The 17,113-nt window shown below is 58.4% G+C and carries 15 protein-coding genes; 3 read left to right on the top strand and 12 right to left on the bottom strand.

The window, feature by feature from the left end; all coding sequences use genetic code 11:
- Nucleotides 1-3 precede the first annotated feature (3 nt).
- Complete coding sequence (locus AB3G35_RS07645) at nucleotides 4-828, top strand: peptidoglycan DD-metalloendopeptidase family protein (RefSeq protein WP_369782458.1); 825 nt, start codon at nucleotides 4-6, stop codon at nucleotides 826-828.
- On the opposite strand, the gene AB3G35_RS07640 is transcribed toward AB3G35_RS07645, so the two are convergent.
- The 7 genes from AB3G35_RS07640 to AB3G35_RS07610 form a co-directional block, all read right to left on the bottom strand.
- Entirely contained in the window at nucleotides 825-1,346 is a 522-nt protein-coding gene (locus tag AB3G35_RS07640; protein WP_016779625.1) for a hypothetical protein, read from the bottom strand. The genes AB3G35_RS07645 and AB3G35_RS07640 overlap by 4 nt on opposite strands.
- Nucleotides 1,346-2,164 (bottom strand): winged helix-turn-helix domain-containing protein, encoded by an 819-nt coding sequence (locus AB3G35_RS07635; RefSeq protein WP_134049373.1) that lies wholly within the window; start codon nucleotides 2,162-2,164, stop codon nucleotides 1,346-1,348. The genes AB3G35_RS07640 and AB3G35_RS07635 overlap by 1 nt, the downstream gene beginning before the upstream one ends.
- Before the next feature lie 298 nt (nucleotides 2,165-2,462).
- Nucleotides 2,463-3,653 (bottom strand): hypothetical protein, encoded by a 1,191-nt coding sequence (locus tag AB3G35_RS07630; protein ID WP_369782457.1) that lies wholly within the window; start codon nucleotides 3,651-3,653, stop codon nucleotides 2,463-2,465.
- 176 nt (nucleotides 3,654-3,829) lie between these two features.
- The gene (locus tag AB3G35_RS07625) at nucleotides 3,830-4,888 is read right to left on the bottom strand and encodes a hypothetical protein (RefSeq protein ID WP_369782456.1); all 1,059 of its coding nucleotides are present in this window, start codon (nucleotides 4,886-4,888) and stop codon (nucleotides 3,830-3,832) included.
- Nucleotides 4,889-5,192: 304 nt separating this feature from the next.
- On the bottom strand, nucleotides 5,193-7,700 hold the full coding sequence (locus tag AB3G35_RS07620) for a CS1-pili formation C-terminal domain-containing protein (protein WP_369782455.1): 2,508 nt from the start codon (nucleotides 7,698-7,700) through the stop codon (nucleotides 5,193-5,195).
- Between the two features lie 145 nt (nucleotides 7,701-7,845).
- A complete protein-coding gene (locus AB3G35_RS07615) occupies nucleotides 7,846-8,376 on the bottom strand; it encodes a CS1 type fimbrial major subunit (protein ID WP_369782454.1) in 531 nt (176 codons plus the stop codon).
- 59 nt (nucleotides 8,377-8,435) lie between these two features.
- A complete protein-coding gene (locus AB3G35_RS07610; RefSeq protein WP_139803905.1) occupies nucleotides 8,436-8,927 on the bottom strand; it encodes a hypothetical protein in 492 nt (163 codons plus the stop codon).
- Here AB3G35_RS07610 and AB3G35_RS07605 point away from each other — a divergent pair.
- Both AB3G35_RS07605 and leuA read left to right on the top strand, forming a co-directional pair.
- A complete protein-coding gene (locus tag AB3G35_RS07605) occupies nucleotides 8,909-9,007 on the top strand; it encodes an MYXO-CTERM sorting domain-containing protein (protein WP_081481018.1) in 99 nt (32 codons plus the stop codon). The two genes, AB3G35_RS07610 and AB3G35_RS07605, sit on opposite strands and share 19 nt — an antisense overlap.
- A 757-nt stretch (nucleotides 9,008-9,764) precedes the next feature.
- Nucleotides 9,765-11,444, top strand: coding sequence for a 2-isopropylmalate synthase (gene leuA, locus AB3G35_RS07600; RefSeq protein ID WP_016779618.1), 1,680 nt, complete (start codon nucleotides 9,765-9,767; stop codon nucleotides 11,442-11,444).
- A gap of 196 nt (nucleotides 11,445-11,640) precedes the next feature.
- Here the strand turns inward: leuA and AB3G35_RS07595 are convergent, their stop codons facing one another.
- The 5 genes from AB3G35_RS07595 to AB3G35_RS07575 form a co-directional block, all read right to left on the bottom strand.
- Nucleotides 11,641-12,432, bottom strand: a complete 792-nt coding sequence (locus AB3G35_RS07595; RefSeq protein ID WP_095039938.1) for an amidohydrolase — start codon at nucleotides 12,430-12,432, stop codon at nucleotides 11,641-11,643.
- Nucleotides 12,420-13,568, bottom strand: coding sequence for a pyridoxal phosphate-dependent aminotransferase (locus AB3G35_RS07590; protein ID WP_369782452.1), 1,149 nt, complete (start codon nucleotides 13,566-13,568; stop codon nucleotides 12,420-12,422). Before AB3G35_RS07590 ends, AB3G35_RS07595 begins: the two co-directional genes overlap by 13 nt.
- A 123-nt stretch (nucleotides 13,569-13,691) precedes the next feature.
- Nucleotides 13,692-15,161 carry a ribosome biogenesis GTPase Der gene (gene der, locus AB3G35_RS07585; RefSeq protein WP_016779615.1) on the bottom strand — a complete coding sequence of 490 codons (1,470 nt, stop codon included), beginning with the start codon at nucleotides 15,159-15,161 and terminating at the stop codon, nucleotides 13,692-13,694.
- Nucleotides 15,162-15,299: 138 nt separating this feature from the next.
- Complete coding sequence (bamB, locus tag AB3G35_RS07580; protein WP_106117201.1) at nucleotides 15,300-16,451, bottom strand: outer membrane protein assembly factor BamB; 1,152 nt, start codon at nucleotides 16,449-16,451, stop codon at nucleotides 15,300-15,302.
- Complete coding sequence (locus AB3G35_RS07575) at nucleotides 16,444-17,085, bottom strand: tetratricopeptide repeat protein (protein WP_016779613.1); 642 nt, start codon at nucleotides 17,083-17,085, stop codon at nucleotides 16,444-16,446. The genes bamB and AB3G35_RS07575 overlap by 8 nt, the downstream gene beginning before the upstream one ends.
- Nucleotides 17,086-17,113: the final 28 nt, after the last annotated feature.

Here is a 17,113-nt window from a genome sequence, read left to right as displayed (position 1 = left end):
CTGATGCCGCGTTTTCTCTCTGCTGCGCTGTTGCTGTGCCTGACCCTCAATGCTCAGGCGGCTGACAGCTATATCACCCGCCTGCTGAACAAACCGGTACCCGGCGGCGTCGCCGTGATCGAACTGGGCACCGGCGCCCAGGCGCCCAAGGCCAGCTATGACGGCAAGCCGGTCATGGTCATCAAGGAACAGGACACTTGGCGGGCCATTGTCGGTATTCCGCTGACGGTCAAGCCGGGCACCCAACGGATCAGTTCTGGTGGGCGCGACCTGAGCTTCGCCGTGGGCAGCAAGAAATACCCCGAGCAACGCATCACCCTGAAAAACAAGCGTCAGGTTAACCCCGACCCGGCCGATATCAAGCGCATCGACAACGAACTGGCCATCCAGATCAAAGCCTACCGCACCTTCAGCCCCAACACGCCGAGCAACCTGTTGCTGGACAAGCCGGTCAACGGGCCGCTGTCGAGCAAGTTCGGCGTGCGCCGCTTCTTCAATGGCGAAGAGCGCAACCCTCACGCCGGTCTCGACTTCGCAGTGCCTGCTGGTACACCGATCAAGACCCCCGCAGCGGGCAAGGTGATCCTGGTCGGCAATTACTTCTTCAATGGCAATACCGTGTTTGTCGACCACGGCCAGGGCTTTATCAGCATGTTCTGCCATATGTCGAAAATCGACACCCGAGTGGGCCAGCAACTGGCCCGCGGTGATGTGGTGGGCAAGGTTGGCTCGACGGGCCGTGCCACAGGCCCGCACATGCACTGGAACGTCAGCCTCAATGATGCGCGGGTTGACCCGGCGATCTTTATCGGCGCGTTCCAGCCCTAGCGCAAACGCGGCATCAGCCACCCCTGGCGGCCCTGGCAAATCTGCAAGGGCATGCCCAGCCGTCCGAACGAATAGGTACTTGGGCCCAGTTTCAATACCTGAACATAAACGTCCTCCCCCGGGGCGTTCATAAAGGCCAGGTCCTGGTCATCATCCAGGGTGTCGCCCTTCTTGCGCGTGATTTTGGTGACGGTATTTTTCAGGTAGGGCCCAGCCTGTACATACTTGAAGTCGACAAAGCGGTGGAAGTTGTACACATGGGTATCGCCGCCCTTCGCTACCTGCACCTTGCGGCCGCCGATTCGTGAAAAACCCAGGTCATTGCCGCGAAAGAACTGACTGTACGAACCCAGGGTGCGCTCAGCCGTGTGGTCCGCTGAAATGGCCAGCATTTCAAAGTCCAGATGGCATTCCCACACGACCCGGTCAGCCGAGTACAACCACGAGGCCGCCAGCCAGGGCAAAACCACCAACAGGGCTACAATCAGACCGCGGGCGCTCCATTTTGCCGCCACCATTACTCGGACTCATCCAGGACAAAATAGGAAATACATCCCGAGACACTGACTTCAATCGGGTCGCGGCATAAGAAGTAGCCATACGCGTTATCCCTTAGCGCACCATTCAAATACACATACGCATAACTCGCCAGGGCCGTAAACGCAGGCGGTTTATTCTTCAACTTCAACATATGGGCATTGATTCGCTCAGGCGTGATGTTTAAACCCGGCGCCGAAAACAGATGTTGTTTATAGGTATCGGGCAGCGGCGAGTAGTGCAGTTCTATTGCCGACGCCAGCGGCGAGCTCAATTGCGCGGCCTGCCAGGCAAAGGCCAGAAAGCCGTTGAGCAATAAAACCCCGGCCATTACGGTCAGATAGCGCCGGCAACGGCTCACCTTGGTCGAAACCAGTGCAACGTCATCGTTGAGCGTGATCGGCAACGGCGCGACATTTCGCCCTCCTCCCAAACCCTCGCCTCCTGGCGGCAAGGCACTGTCGCCCAGCCGTTCAATCGACAGGGCATCGCTGATTTTGTAGCCAATGCGCGGCACTGTAACCACATAGTCACAATGCCCTACGGTAGACAGGCAACGACGGATCTGGGCGATGGATTGATTGACACTGTTGGCAGATACTTGCTGCCCATAACGCTCCCAACCCGCATGCAATAGTTGCTTTTTGGTGACAATGGCACCCTGGGCTTCAAGCAATGTCGAAAAGCAGCGACTGGCTGCCGCTCCCAGCACCACCGGGGCGACAGCAGTGTCCAGCCCTGAAACTTCATACAACTCATCATCAAATAACATCACGCCAGCTATCAAGTAACGGGCCATCGTATTACAGCCTTATAAAACGAGTAGATGAAGTGCCATCTTCCGTCATTCCAAACACCGATTTAAATAAACAATGCACCTCGCTTAGTCATGGTTGCATGCGCTCATAACCGCGTATGACGCACGGTTTAAACACATGTATTCCTACGATTATTAAACACTGGCACAACGGTTTCACACCTTGAACAGTTGCGTTAATGCAGGCGTTGTCGGAGTGCAGAATGCCGGGTGAATGGCGGGCAGGAATCACCTGATCAATATAAATTTGCTTGCAGGTAACCCCCCGCAAGCAAAGTACTTAAATATTGGCATCAAAAATGATTGTGGCATTGCCCGTGAATGTACTGCCGGGGTACTTGACCATCTGTTCGGTGGAGGCACTTTGCACCCTGTAGTGCAGGGTAGCCTTGCGATCAAACTGGCTGCTCAGGGTCTTGAACACCACGGCGTTGTGCGCCCCGGCCTGCAGCGGAATCCGCCGTGCAGGCTGGCCACTGGCCTCGAGCGCAATGCCGGCGGGCAGGGACAATTGAATATCAACCCCCGCCGTCAGCTGTTGCTGGGCTGACGCACGAATACCGCAGGTCTGCGCAAAGACGTACTGGCACTCCAGGTAGACCTTGAAGCGCCCGGAGCTGGAAATCTTGAAATCATGGTCGGCAACCAGCGCAGGTGCTGTTCGACCGCTGGCTAGCCAGCCTTGCCAGCCCTGCGCGGGTTGCAGCACGGCTCGCTGCGCACCGGGGGCAAAATCAAGGCTGAGCAGGTGGTTGACCGTGAGCTTGAACGTGAACGTGATGCGGTCATCGCTGGCCACCATGCGGTCGCCGAAATCAAAGTCCTGGCCGGGGCCGATGCCATAGGTGATGCTGCCCGAATAGGTGCCCATCTCCATGCTCAGGGGGTTGGGGGTATGCAGTTCGTAGCTGATGTTCATGTTGCGGTATCGAAACGGTGTCGGGATCTGCACCTTGGGCAGTTTTACGCAGGCCGTTGTCGCACTCTGCGGCACTTTCCAGAAGTAGTCGTAAAACGTGGCGTTGCCACTGCCCACCCCGCCATAAGTGCAGGGGCTGGGCGCCGTGACCCAGGAGGAGCCCCACAGGTGACCATGCCAGGTGCCACTACTGAGGATATACCGCCCGCCAAACCCGGAAATCCGCCACTGCACCTGTGCGCTCTGCCCGGTTTGATCGTGGGTGATGGTCACATTGCGAAAGTTCGACGGCACCCGCATATAAGCCGCTTTACGCCTGTCAGCCAGCGCCTCCTGCGGGTCGAGTTCTTGCGCGGCATCAAAATCCACCGGGAAATTGACACTGGAAAAACCATTGGCGGCGCATTGGCCGGGCAAGATAAGGCAATACCCGGCGACCGGAGTGGTGTTGATAAACCGGTTGTGGGAAGGGTTGTGATGATCGGGGCTAAACACGGCGGTAATCAATTGCTCCGCCGCCGCCAAAGGCGTACCCGCAAACAGTAGTTGCACGCACACACTGGTAACCGTTGTAAAAAAAAAGGCCGGCAACTTAAAAAAAATCAACGCTCGCACGGTGTGCGTTCTCCCATGGCGAATAACGATAAATGCCCTGCGCTCAACGCCAGGGCGACACGGCCGCTGCAACGGTGCAATTGCAGCGGCCGACGTGCAAGACCAATGCGGCCTCAGGTATTGGCATCAAATACAATCGTGACGACGCCGCTGTAAGTACTGCCGGGGTTTTCAACCATCAACGCCGTCACCTCAGGTGTGATTTCATAGTTCAGCATGGCCCGCTGCGACATTTGCACGCCATCGACCGCAAAGCTCACCGCATTGTGGATGCCCTGCGCCAAGGGCACCTTGAACGCCGGTTGCTTGCCCGGCATCAGGGTGATGCCGGCCGGAAAACTCACCGTGGTATTGACCGCCACCTTGGTATTTTGCGTGGCCGATTCGGCGTAAATGCCGCAGTCGGTCCCTATCAAGTACTGACAGTCCAGGTACATCCTGAAGTTACTGGACGCCGACAACCTGAAGTCTTGCAAGGCACTCAAGGCTGGCGGCCGTCGCCCCGAGTTCAGCCAGCCCTGCCAGCCTTCGCGCGGTTGCAGAACTGCCCGTTGCGCACCCGGGGGGAAGTCCACCGTCAACGCACTGTGCACCACAAACTTGAAGTTGAGCGCGATCTGGTTGTCGGAGGGCAGCATCAGGTCGCCCATATCAAAATCCTGGCCCGGCCCCAGGCTGTATAGCGTGGTGGCCGTATACTCACCGGGCTCCATCTCCAGCGGGTTGGGCATTGCAAACTCAAAACCGGTTTCGGCCCGGTTATAAATAAAAGGCCCGGGGATATCGAACAGCGCTTTTTTAGTGCAGGTATCATTACTGGAATAACGCCAGAAAAACTCATGCACTTTGGCAACCAGATACCACAGTCGGGACGAATAGCATGGGTGCACGGACTCATGCCAGGTACCGCCCTGCCACAGCAGGCCGTGCCCCAGATAAGGCGCGGTAGGGCCACCGGGGGACAATTCGGCTGCCGGCTTGATCAATACATAGCGGGCACCAAATGCCATCGCACGCACTTTCAACTCTGCCTGCGAGCCCGTCCGGGTGTTGGTAAGCATGACGCTGCGCCAACTCAGGGGGATCTTTAAATAGGCTCCCTGCCTTGGGTTGAGCGCGTTGGTTGACGCATCAATCCCCGCCGCAGACTCAAACACAATGGGTAAACTCACGCCCAGGGCTCCAGGGCAAGGCGTAGGCCGCCCTCCGCAATGGCCTTCCCCAGGCGTGACGATGACAAAGGTTTTTTGGCCAGGGTTGTTCGGGTCGGGCTTGTACACCGCCTCGATGGTTTTATCGTAGCCTGAAGCCTGTAACGCGTGGCCCATCAACAGCAGCGCCAGTGCGTAGTACAGGAGGCGTGTTGATTCAAACAGTCGTGACATCCGCATTATGATTACTCGTCTCGAAAATAATAATCACACCCTCCTTGTGTTCCCGGCATCCTCCCTCGTACACAGCCCCCGGTGGCGCCCCTCATGCCCCCTTGGCAACCCCCAGTGAAGCTGCGCGGCAGACGATATCGGCCACCAGCAACACATTGTTTTCCCGCTTGTGCCGGTCGGGTTCCAGCACAACATTGCAGGCCGGTTGCCCCCGATGATGTATTTGCAGGCTGGGTGACGACTCGCTCATCTCCAGCACAAAGAACCCGTCGGCCTCGCTGACCCCGCTGCTGGCGTGATTGAGAATATGAGCGCCCGCCATCGGGCGACCCTGGGGGTCGACCACCCGGCCAAGTACCGACACGGTTTTAAGCACCCGCACCTGCTGGTACAGCACACCGCCTTTATTGAGGTGATAACGCGTCTGTGGCGGCTGGATGGACGCTGCATGGGCGTCATTGCCCGTAAAATCGAAGTGCACCGTGCCACTTTTGTAAGCCGCCACCGGCACCATGTTGCGACCGGGCTTGAGCTGGGCACCATAGCTACCGCCCATGTCATCGGCACGCAACACCAGGTTGTCGATATCCGAGTCGAGGTCGACAATCATTGCCCCGTCGCCGCCGTAAAAACTGCCGCTGGCTGCCAGGGCGCCCGCGCCAGCGGCCACGGTACTGTTGATGTTCAAGCCGCCGCTGAACTCACCGTCATAGGACGACCGCTGCGCGTAGGCATCGCCGTTGAGTACAGGGGTTTCAAACTGGGTCGAGGCATTGAGGCCCACGCCATAACTGTCGGCGGTAAGGCCGGTGGAATAGCTTTTGAAGAAGTCGCCTTCAAGGGTCTTGTTGTAGCCCAGCGAGCCATTGAGTTCGCGTGCGCCATCACGCGCAGTACGGCTGCCGATACTGGCCGACAGGCTGCCGGCCGGCTTGCCCAGCGCCAGGTTGATGCTCAGGTCGATGCCGCGGTTACGCTGGTTCCCGGTGCTGAGGGTGGCCGGGCGGTCGAACAGCGATACCTGCCAGTGCACATCACTGCCAAACAACTTGCTGCTGCGGATCCAGCTCAGATCAACGCCGGTACCGTTGGTGTTGCCACTGCTGTGGCTGACCCGGCCGGTCAGGCTGCTGCTCGCGCTCAGGCGCTGGGTCAAGGACACCGCCGTGTTTTGCGTACGACCGTTGTAGCGGCTCCTGGGGCGAACAGCGACGGTGTCCAGGTAATCAATATCGTTGCGCGTATCCAGCCAGGACCGCGAGTGAGAAAACATCGCACTGCCGCCGTGATATTGGTAACGCGCCTGCAGGTCCATGCCTGTGCCGTAGCCAGCCGTTTGATACACATTGCTGTAGAGGCTGAAATGGTCTGACAGGCCCCAGTCGAGCGAGCTGCCGTATTGCATTTTTTGCGCTACGCGCTGGGCATCAACCCCCAGAATCACTCGCGGGTGCAGCAGGTAATTGATCAGGGCGCCGTAAGTCAGCCCCTGATCGTATTGCACGTCATCACCCCAGTTGTTCCACATCTGGCGGCGTTTCCCGGCAAAAACGCTGTAACGCCAGGGTTGATCGGCATTACGCCAGTTGGTGGGTTTGTAGATCATTTCTTCGGTCGTGGACGTCACTTGGCCATCCTCGACCAGACGCACCTGCACCGGGTAGATACCACCGGGCAAACGCCGGGTGTCCAAGGTCTGCAAGCCGCTGGCAACCGCCTGGCTGTAAATCAGCACGCCGTCGCGGTACACCTCGACCAGGCCCTGCCGGCTTGGCGTGACATAAATGGGGTAGGTACTGGGGCTGGCGTTGCTGACCGCCAGGCTGTCGCTGGTGCCATACATGAAACCCAGCGTGGTGTCCGGGCTGGCGCCAAAGTTGCGCGGCCGGCGGTACACACCCAGTGCGTCGGGGGTGAAATAGCCCAGGCGGAAAAAGTTGCCGGCGAACTCGCGCTGGCCGTAAAGCTGGTTCAGGGAGTGATAGATAGGGGCGCCGGGTTCACCGGTTCGCGCCAGTTCGGCCGAAGCCACCTGGGTCCAGTTGCCGAGGCTGCTCGAGGCCTGGACGTTATAGCGTGCTGCCGTGCCGGCCTGGGAGCTGCCACTGCGGGCGATGTTCAACTGATTGTGCAAAATCAGGCCATCACTGCCGTCTTCGGGCAGGGCATGGTACTGGGCGGGTGCGCGCTCACGCTCTACCGCATCGGTCAAAATCGAGAACTGCGAGTCCTGCAGGTTGTAATGCAAGGCCACCAGGCCATTGCCACAGTTCGCGGTGCAACTGCCCAGAGCCGTCGGCGTGGACAATTGCGCCAGCCACTGGGCACGATCGGCCTCGGGCAAGGCACTGGCCTGGGTATCGGTAAAGCTAAGCAGGCGGATGGTTTCATCGCGACCGAGCACCACCAGTGCATCCCCGAGCAACTGTGCGTTGACATCGACACGCACCGCCAGAGGCACATCAAAGAAGTGTTCCTGAAAGCCGGCCGGCAACTGTTCTGCCTGACTTAACACTCCCAGGGTTGACGGCGCTTTAACTTCAGCCATAACGCCGCCCGCCATTAATATCGAGCAGCACACTATCAGGGCACGAGCCATTGCAGAGTTCAATTGTAGTTATCCAAACGAACGGACATCGTTTATATAAAACTGCACACCTCTGTTTCCAGGCAGGCGCAAGCGTCAAGCGCCAGTCGACTGCCTGAAAAGAGAGCGTTAGAACGTGTCAGTGAGCAGAGACGTTTTAAATGGCCGCAGGGGCAACTGCATCAAACGTCATATTAACGATACCGGTATATTCGCCGGGCGGGATTGCACTGCCGGTATAAACCGTTGCGATGGTCAGATCCACACGCTTACCAGCCGCGGCTTCAGTGGCGCTGACAACTTCCTGATTAGCGGTGGTGCTAAGTTCCATATTATTGAATCTAACTTCCAGGGGCACCATGCCATTACCGGAAGACAAATAAGCCCCGGCGCTGTCGGTCAACCGGGCGGCAATGGCCCCCGAGCTGTTTTTCACATCAAAGGCTTTACGCAGGGCGCTCAACTTGCCGCCACCCGGCGAAACCGGATCAGGCGTCCACTCCATGCGCTGCGGCACGCCGATCCAGCCGGTGTCGGCCGGCACCACATAAAACGAAGTCGACGGCACGCTGGCAACCAACTGGACTTGCACTTCGACAGGGTCAGCCGCCGAAACATGTGTAGCGCCCATGGTGGCAAGCAAGGCAAGAGCCAATGGACTCACAGTAGCCATAAAAGTGCGTTGCATTTTTACTTCCTTTTTTCAGGTTTATAGTTAGGGGTGAAACATTTATCGGTGATCAACTCTCAGGTCGTGCTGAACGATATCGTGCGCTCGGCACGGCCTTCTTGAAGGACAAAACTGTGGACCTTGTCAGGCTCTTTAGTGAACGTATAAGTTCTGCCCGGCAAGACATAATGTTGGGCAATGGCCGAACACTGCGTGGTTATTTCAACATGGCAGGTTTTAACGAAGTCCAGTGCAATGACACTGTTACCGGCATTGTGAACACTGTAAGTATCTTTTTCGTCTTTTAACCGCGTATCAAAAACAACCTTGTCCGGGCGAACAAACAACAGCGTGCCAAAGCCGGTTAATAACGTGACTTGCGCCGCCAGGGTGTTCTTGTAGGCCTGCTGATCATCTGCACTTTGATCAAAACTGTCGGCACTGGACGGCAGCACAGGAATAAAACGAACCCGGTAATAGCGCTCTTGTGCCCGACTGCCCATAAACAACAACCGGGTGGATTGCATACCGTTGGCTGGAATAATCATCCGTGCCGGGCTGGCCAGCAAGGTGTTCTGCTGCGCCAGGGGCGCCGCCGACAGGGCCTTGGGCGGTTGCTCTACAGGCTGGCCACTGGCGTCATAGGTGATTTCCTGAACCACCACTTTGACAAATGCGGTACTGGTTCCAGAATTGTAAATACGCTTGAGGACCGCGCTTTTGCCGTCATCCAGAAAGCCGAACATCGGCCCTGGATTGATCGCAGGTGAAGCGCTTGCCCCCCCAAGGCAACCCATCATCAGAAAGAGATAGCTATAAATACGCATCGTAATACCCGGCTGCTGATAACTGTTCTCTACAGAGCGTGTTTCGCTGCTGTGGAAGCGGGGCCAAGTATTACGACGGTTTGTATGGTGAAGTGAAAACCCTCATCAGTGCTCATGCCCAAGCACTTTAAAACAGGGCTTTTCACAGGTTTTCACGGTTTGTGACAGCAGCGGCTCACAGCTTCACCGGCGAAAAACCCTGTCGAGCTGCCAGGGGCTCTTGCTGATTGAACCTGCCCAGGCATAAATGCCATAAAGCCAACAGCACCCGACATACGCCCAGCTGTTTAGCTGCGCAATTAATGCTATGTCGCCAGCCGCAAGGCGCAATAAAAACCCAAATACGCGCCATATACGAGCAGTCCTCTCAATCTTTTTTGTTGGCTTGCCATCCTTCTCACCAATGGTTAGGGTTGAGGTCATGAACACATCACATACCCTCTTTCTGCTTCGCCAACATCGCAGCCTTTGCCTCGTCAGCGCACGACTGCAAAGCTAGTTGCGGTGCCTCGCCTTCTGCTTTGTATTTTTCCGGCTGGCCGCGTTTGAACCGTCGGCCTGCATATTAAGGATTGCCTGATGACCATGCTCAAAGACCCGTCTTCCAAATACCGCGCCTTCCCGGTCATTGATTTGCCCGACCGTACCTGGCCGTCGAAAACCATCACCAGCGCGCCGATCTGGTGCAGCTCCGACCTGCGCGACGGCAACCAGTCGCTGATCGAGCCGATGGATGCGGTGAAGAAGCTACGTTTCTGGAAGACCCTGGTCAGCGTGGGCGTTAAAGAAATCGAGGCATCGTTCCCGGCGGCATCGCAAACCGACTTCGACTTTGTGCGCACCTTGATCGAAGACGGCCATATCCCGGACGACACCACCATCCAGGTGCTCACCCAGGGCCGTGAAGACTTGATCGCGCGCACCTTCGAGTCGCTGCGCGGGGCGAAAAAAGCCATCGTTCACCTGTACAACGCCACCTGCCCTGCGTTCCGCCGCATCGTGTTCAACCAGGACAAGGACGGCATCAAGGAAATCGCGGTCAGCGCGGCCAAGCTGTTCGTCAAATACGCCGCCCAGCAGCCGGAAACCCAGTGGACGTTCGAGTACTCGCCAGAGACCTTCAGCGCCACCGAGCTGGAGTTCGCCAAAGAAGTGTGTGACGCGGTGATCGAGGTGTGGAACCCGACCCCTGAGCACAAGATGATCCTCAACCTGCCGGCCACGGTTGAGTGCGCAACACCGAACATCTATGCCGACCAGATCGAGTGGTTCGGGCGCAATATCAACCGCCGTGACAGCGTGCTGATCAGCCTGCACACCCACAACGACCGCGGCACCGGCGTGGCCGCTACCGAGCTGGGCCTGATGGCCGGCGCCGACCGCGTCGAAGGTTGCCTGTTCGGTAACGGCGAGCGCACCGGCAACGTCGACCTGGTGACCGTGGCCCTGAACATGTACACCCAGGGCCTGGACCCGCAGCTGGACTTCTCGGATATCGATGGCGTGCGCAAGGTTGTCGAAGAGTGCAACCAGATCCCGGTTCACCCGCGTCACCCGTATGTGGGCGACCTGGTGCACACCGCGTTCTCCGGCTCGCACCAGGACGCCATCCGCAAAGGCTTCGCCCAGCAAAAACCGGACGCCCTGTGGGAAGTGCCGTACTTGCCGATCGACCCGGCGGATATCGGTCGCAGCTACGAGGCCGTGATCCGGGTTAACAGCCAGTCCGGAAAAGGCGGGATTGCCTACCTGCTGGAGCAGGAATACGGCATCAGCCTGCCGCGTCGCATGCAGATCGAATTCAGCCAGGTGGTACAGCGCGAAACCGACCGCCTGGGCCTGGAAATGACTGCCCAGCAGATTCACAGTTTGCTGCGCACCGAATACTTGCAGGCCAATACCCCGTACGCGCTGGTCAGCCATCGCTTGCAGGAAGAAAACGGCCACAGTGCCGTCGAGGTGGAAGTATCAGCCAAGGGTGATGGCGAGACCAACCTGCGCTGGAGTGGCAAAGGCAATGGCGCACTGGAAGCGCTGGTGGCCGGTCTGCCGGTCAATGCCGAAATAATGGACTACAACGAGCACGCGATTGGCGCGGGCACCAACGCCAAGGCCGCTGCCTACATCGAGCTGCGGGTCAATGGCGGCCGTGCCGTACACGGCGTGGGCATTGATGAAAACATCACTACGGCAAGCTTCAAGGCCCTGTTCAGCGCCCTGAACCGCTCCCTGAGTGAAGCCGAGGCCAAGGCCGCTTAAGCAGCCTGAAACACAAAAGCCCCCAAGGTGAGAACCTTGGGGGCTTTTTATTGCCTGACCGGGAATCACTAGCCCCTGTGGGAGCGGGCTTGCTCGCGATTCAGGCGGCGCGATTTGGCAGGCAGACCGCGGTGATGCCATCGCGGGCAAGCCACGCTCCCACAGGTTTTACGTCGTTGATAAGTGCTTCCACAAATCAGCGCAGCTCAAAATCATCCGCATCCAGGTTGGCCGGGAAGCGCTCACGGTAAGCGCCAAGGTCGGCCGCGTTCAGGCTCATGGTAAACACGCCATCCGCCTCCCCTGCGCTAAGCAGCGACTCGCCCTGAAAATCGAGGATATGGCTGTCTCCGGTATACACCAGACCCTTACCGTCCGTGCCCACCCGGTTTACCGCCGCGACATAACACAGGTTTTCGATGGCCCGCGCCGGCAGCAAACGGTTCCAGTGCAACCGCCGCGCCCCCGGCCAGTTAGCGGTGTACAACAGCAAATCGGTGTCATGGGGGTCGCAGCTCCACACCGGGAAACGCAGGTCGTAGCAAATCAGCGGACGAATACGCCAGCCCTTGACCTCAAACTGCACCTGGCGCTCGCCCGGAGTGAAATGCTCATGCTCGCCAGCCATGCGGAACAGATGGCGCTTGTCGTAGTGCAGCACTTCGCCATCTGGACGCGCCCACAACAAGCGGTTGCGGTGGCTGCCATCCGCGGCGAGCACAATCACGCTGCCCGTCACCACGGCATTCAGCCTTTTGGCCTGTTTGCGCAGCCAGTCGGTCGTCGGGCCACTCTCGGGCTCAGCCAGGGTGCTGGATTCCATACTGAAGCCGGTGGTGAACATTTCCGGCAACACCACCAGGTCGGCGCCGCGAGCCTGCTCCAGCAGTTCGTCAAAATGATCGAAGTTGGCCTGACGGTCATGCCAGGCCAGCGTGGTTTGCACCAGCGCCACAGTTAAATCGGGTAATCCCTTTAGATCACGCATAGTTTTTCTGCTGCTTCACGCAGCGTCTCCTCGCGTTTGGCAAAACACAGGCGAACCAGCCGCTGCCCTGCGGGCGGGGTCTGGTAGAACACCGATACCGGAATGGTCGCCACGCCGTGCTCGCGGGTCAGCCACACAGCCATGTCGACATCATTCAGGTCCGGACGAATACGGGAGTAATCCACCAGCTGGAAATACGTCCCTGCCACCGGTTTGAAGGTAAAACGCGATGGGCTCAGCAAATCACAAAACAGGTCCCGCTTGGCCTGGTAAAACCCGGGCAACTCTTCAACATGCTCCGGGTGGGCACTCATAAAGTCAGCCAGTGCGTACTGCAGGGGCGTCACCCCGCAAAAACTGACGTACTGGTGAACCTTGCGCAATTCGGCGGTCAGCGCCGGCGGTGCCACCACATAACCGGTTTTCCAGCCCGTAACGTGGTAGGTCTTGCCGAATGAGCTGACAACGAAGGCACGATCGTACAGTTCGGGATGGGACAAAACACTGACATGGGGCACGCCATCGAACACCAGATGTTCGTACACCTCATCGCTGATGATGTAGATATCACGATCTGCAATCAGGCGGGCCAACTGGTCCAGCTCGGCACGGCTGATCAACGCACCGCTGGGGTTGTGCGGGCTGTTGAGGATAATCATGCGCGTGCGCGGACTCAGCGCATCTTCAAGTTTTTGCCAGTCGATCGAAAAGTCATCCAGCCCCAGCTGCACATGCACGCAGCGACCGCCCGCCAACTCGACCGAAGGCTCGTAGCTGTCGTAGCACGGGTCGAACACGATAACTTCATCGCCTGCATGAATCACGGCCTGGATCGCACAGAAAATGGCCTGGGTCGCACCCGGGGTGATGGTCACTTCGGTATCGGCATCGACCTGCACGCCATAACTGCGGGCGATCTTGGCCGCCACTTGCTGACGCAATGCAGGCAGGCCGGTCATGGGGGAATATTGGTTATGGCCACTGGCAATGTGCTGGCCAACTGCATCACGCAACGCCTGCGGGCCATCGAAGTCAGGGAACCCCTGAGACAGGTTGATTGCGCCGGTTTCGGCCGCGAGCTGTGACATGCGCGTGAAGATGGTGGTGCCGACGTTCGGCAACTTGCTGGTGATCATGGCCGTTCCCTGTTGAGTTCCCGGCACTGACTGCGGCACAGGACCCACCGAGGATAGCCCAAACGCCGGACACGAAAAAGGGTCCTTTCGGACCCTTTCTCATTACGCTTTGAGCCTGCGCGGTTAGCGCTTGTCTTTGCGATTTTTCTCGGCTTTCTTGTGGTGCGACATCATGCGGCGTTTCTTGTTGACCTGACGGTCGGTCAGCGAGTTCTTGTTGCCTTCGTACGGGTTCTCGCCACCTTTGAACTCGATGCGAATCGGCGTACCGACCAGCTTCAAGACACGACGGTAGGTGTTTTCGAGATAACGGACGTAAGACTTCGGCACCTTCTCAACCTGGTTACCGTGGATCACGATAATCGGCGGGTTGGCACCACCCAAGTGGGCATAACGCAGCTTGATCCGGCGGCTGTTGACCATCGGTGGCGCGTGCTCGCTGACCGCGTCTTCCAGAATCTGGGTCAGACGGTTGGTCGGCCAACGGGTGACTGCCGACTTGAAGGAGTTCTGCACCGACTGGTACAGGTTGCCCACGCCAGTGCCGTGCAGCGCCGAGATAAAGTGGATATCGGCGAAGTCGACGAAGAACAGGCGACGGGTCAGCTCGACCTTGACGAACTCGCGCTCGCTCGGGGTCATGCCGTCCCACTTGTTGATCGCGATAACCAGAGCCCGACCGGCCTCAAGGGCAAAGCCCAACAGGTTAAGGTCGTGGTCAACCACGCCTTCACGCGCGTCCATCACAAAGATCACCACGTTGGCGTCTTTGATCGCTTGCAGGGTTTTGACCACGGAGAATTTTTCAACTTCTTCGTGGATCTTGCCGCGCTTGCGCACACCAGCGGTGTCGATCAGCGTGTACTTCTCGTCGTTACGCTCGAACGGGATGTAGATACTGTCGCGAGTAGTGCCGGGCTGGTCATACACGATAACCCGGTCTTCACCGAGCATGCGGTTGACCAGTGTCGATTTGCCGACGTTCGGACGACCGATAATGGCGATCTTGATGCCGTCTTTTTCGCTAGGGCCAGGAATGCGCTTGGCTTCCTCACCTTCGAGAACGACTTCTTCTTCACCGTCTTCCGGCTCTTCTTCGTCACGCGGGAAGTTGCTCAGGGCAATTTCCAGCATCTGCGTGATACCACGGCCGTGGGCACCGGCGATCGGGATCGCGTCGCCCATGCCCAGAGGGGCGAACTCGGCGCGAGCCATGTCCGGGTCGATGTTGTCGACCTTGTTGGCCACCACGTAAGAACGCTTGTTACGTTTGCGAAGGTGTTCGCCGATCATCTGGTCAGCGGCGGTGAAGCCTGCCTTTGCATCTACCAGGAACAGAACGACGTCAGCTTCTTCGATGGCCAGCAGCGACTGCTCGGCCATCTTTTCGTCCATACCGTGCTCGTCACCGGAGATACCACCAGTGTCGACCAGAATGTAGGAACGCCCTTGCCACTTGGCCTCACCGTATTGGCGATCACGGGTCAGACCGGACAAGTCGCCAACGATGGCGTCACGAGTCCTGGTCAGGCGGTTGAACAAGGTGGACTTGCCGACGTTTGGTCGGCCCACCAGGGCGATTACGGGAACCATGCGGCTCTCCACTTCGTTATTTCAGAAAATACAAAAGCCGCTGCAAGGCAGCGGCCAGAGTTCGGAACAGCACAAATGTGCCGCAAACCTTGCCAGAGCAAGGCTGCCCGAGGCCCTGAAGCCTCAAGCATAGACGCCTTAGCGAATGGTCAGGGCTTCCAGTTTGCCGCTGTTACCAAACACGTAAATCATGTCACCGACCACCAGCGGACGTGCCCGAAGGCCATCACTGTCAACGCGGGTACGGCCCACGAAACGACCATCGACCTGGCTCAGCAGGTGCAGATAGCCTTCCATGTCACCGACCGCCACGTAGCTGGAGAAGACTTCCGGTGCCGACAGTTGGCGGCGAGCCAGAGCATCGTTGCTCCACAGTGCGGTGGTCGAACGCTCGTCAACGCCTTCTACAGTGCCCGACGCCAGGCTGACGTAGACGCTGCCAAAACCTTGAGCGACACCGGCATAGCTGGAAGCATCGCGTTGCCAGAGCACGCGACCCGATTCCATTTCCAGTGCCGCCATGCGGCCCTGATAGCTGGCGACGTACAGTGTACCGCCGGACATCAGCAGGCCACCGTCGATATCGACAATGCGTTCAAGCTCGGAGCGACCCTGCGGGATGGCAACACGTTGCTCCCACACAGGTACGCCGTTGCGTGTATCCAGGGCGACCACTTTACCAGTCGACAAACCGCCGATGGCCAGGTGATTGGTCACCAGTGGCGCCCCTGTACCACGCAGGGTCAGCACGCCCGGCGTGCTGTCATACGTCCAGCGCTGATTGCCGGTGTCAGCATCCAGGCCGATCAGGCGATCGTCCTGGGTCTGTACCACCACCACATCACCGTTGGTCGCAGGAGGTGCAAGCACTTCGCTGTTGACGCGAGCGCGCCATTTTTCTTCGCCGGTGCTGGAGTCCAGGGCAATCACGTCACCTTGCAAGGTGCCGAGCATGACCAGGCCATAGCCCAGGCCAACTGCACCGGATACCGGCAGATCGAGGTCTTTTTTCCACTCAACGTCGCCGTTCATGCGGTCCAGAGACATCACTACACCCGTTACGTCAGCGGCGTAGATGTTATTACCTTCAACCGCTGGCACCAGCATGTTGTAGGTTTTGCCCTGACCGTCACCGATCGAGCGGCTCCACTGCTTCTGCAGCACGACTTCTTCTTTGAAGTCGGTCAGCTCAGCCGGTGGCAGTTCTTTTTTGCTGTTGCTGCTGCAACCCGCGGCCAAAACGACCAGAGCCAGCAATGCCGCATGTTTCCATCGCATCACGTCACGCATCCCCTTTGGCCAGGTCATCGAGCTTGATTTGCAAGCCGCCTACTGCTGCTTCATCCGACAATCCGGCCTTGGCCTTTTCGTAGGCTGCACGAGCGTCGTCAGTACGGCCCTGCTGCACCAGCAGGTCACCCTTGAGTTCTTCACGGCTGGCCTGGAATGCCTTGTCCGAATCACCTTCCAGCAGCTTCAGGGCATCGTCAACCTTGCCCTGTGCCGCCAGCACCTGAGCCAGACGCTGACGCGCCACTTCGCCCAGGGTGGCATTGGCCGGCTTGTCGACAATGGCTTTCAACTCGACAGCTGCGTCATCGAGCTTGCCGTTGTCCACCGCCACCTTGGCCACGAACAGGCCGCCAAATTGCGAGTAGGCAGTGCCTGCGTATTCGCTTTTCAGCTTGTTGGCCAGATCCGCCACACGGGCCACATCAGGCTTGCCGTCAGGGGTGAGCGTGGTTTCCAGCAGTTGTTGGTAGAGAACCGACGCACCTTGCGACTGATTCGTCTGATATTTGTGCCAGAGCTGCCAGCCGGACACCACAACCAGCGCAAGCAAGCCGCCAGTCAGCAGGGGTTTGCCGTTGCGCTGCCACCAGTCTTTCAACTCGCCCAGCTGATCATCTTCGTTACTCGACACCCCAACACTCCTTATTCGCTAAATCGGC

Origin of the sequence: Pseudomonas sp. WC2401, from assembly GCF_041200115.1 — a bacterium.
In the GTDB taxonomy this organism is placed as follows: Bacteria; Pseudomonadota; Gammaproteobacteria; order Pseudomonadales; family Pseudomonadaceae; genus Aquipseudomonas; species Aquipseudomonas fragi.
Note: the sequence above shows the minus strand (reverse complement) of the source record. Positions and strands in the feature narration are given on the sequence as shown.

Excerpts from the sequence above, each read along its gene's own strand:
- AB3G35_RS07645 (WP_369782458.1), top strand. The coding sequence starts at position 4 with ATGCCGCGTTTTCTCTCTGCTGCGCTGTTGCTGTGCCTGACCCTCAAT.
- AB3G35_RS07640 (WP_016779625.1), bottom strand. The coding sequence starts at position 1,346 with ATGGTGGCGGCAAAATGGAGCGCCCGCGGTCTGATTGTAGCCCTGTTG.
- AB3G35_RS07635 (WP_134049373.1), bottom strand. The coding sequence starts at position 2,164 with ATGGCCCGTTACTTGATAGCTGGCGTGATGTTATTTGATGATGAGTTG.
- AB3G35_RS07620 (WP_369782455.1), bottom strand. The coding sequence starts at position 7,700 with ATGGCTCGTGCCCTGATAGTGTGCTGCTCGATATTAATGGCGGGCGGC.
- AB3G35_RS07615 (WP_369782454.1), bottom strand. The coding sequence starts at position 8,376 with ATGCAACGCACTTTTATGGCTACTGTGAGTCCATTGGCTCTTGCCTTG.
- leuA (WP_016779618.1), top strand. The coding sequence starts at position 9,765 with ATGACCATGCTCAAAGACCCGTCTTCCAAATACCGCGCCTTCCCGGTC.
- AB3G35_RS07595 (WP_095039938.1), bottom strand. The coding sequence starts at position 12,432 with ATGCGTGATCTAAAGGGATTACCCGATTTAACTGTGGCGCTGGTGCAA.
- AB3G35_RS07590 (WP_369782452.1), bottom strand. The coding sequence starts at position 13,568 with ATGATCACCAGCAAGTTGCCGAACGTCGGCACCACCATCTTCACGCGC.
- der (WP_016779615.1), bottom strand. The coding sequence starts at position 15,161 with ATGGTTCCCGTAATCGCCCTGGTGGGCCGACCAAACGTCGGCAAGTCC.
- bamB (WP_106117201.1), bottom strand. The coding sequence starts at position 16,451 with ATGCGTGACGTGATGCGATGGAAACATGCGGCATTGCTGGCTCTGGTC.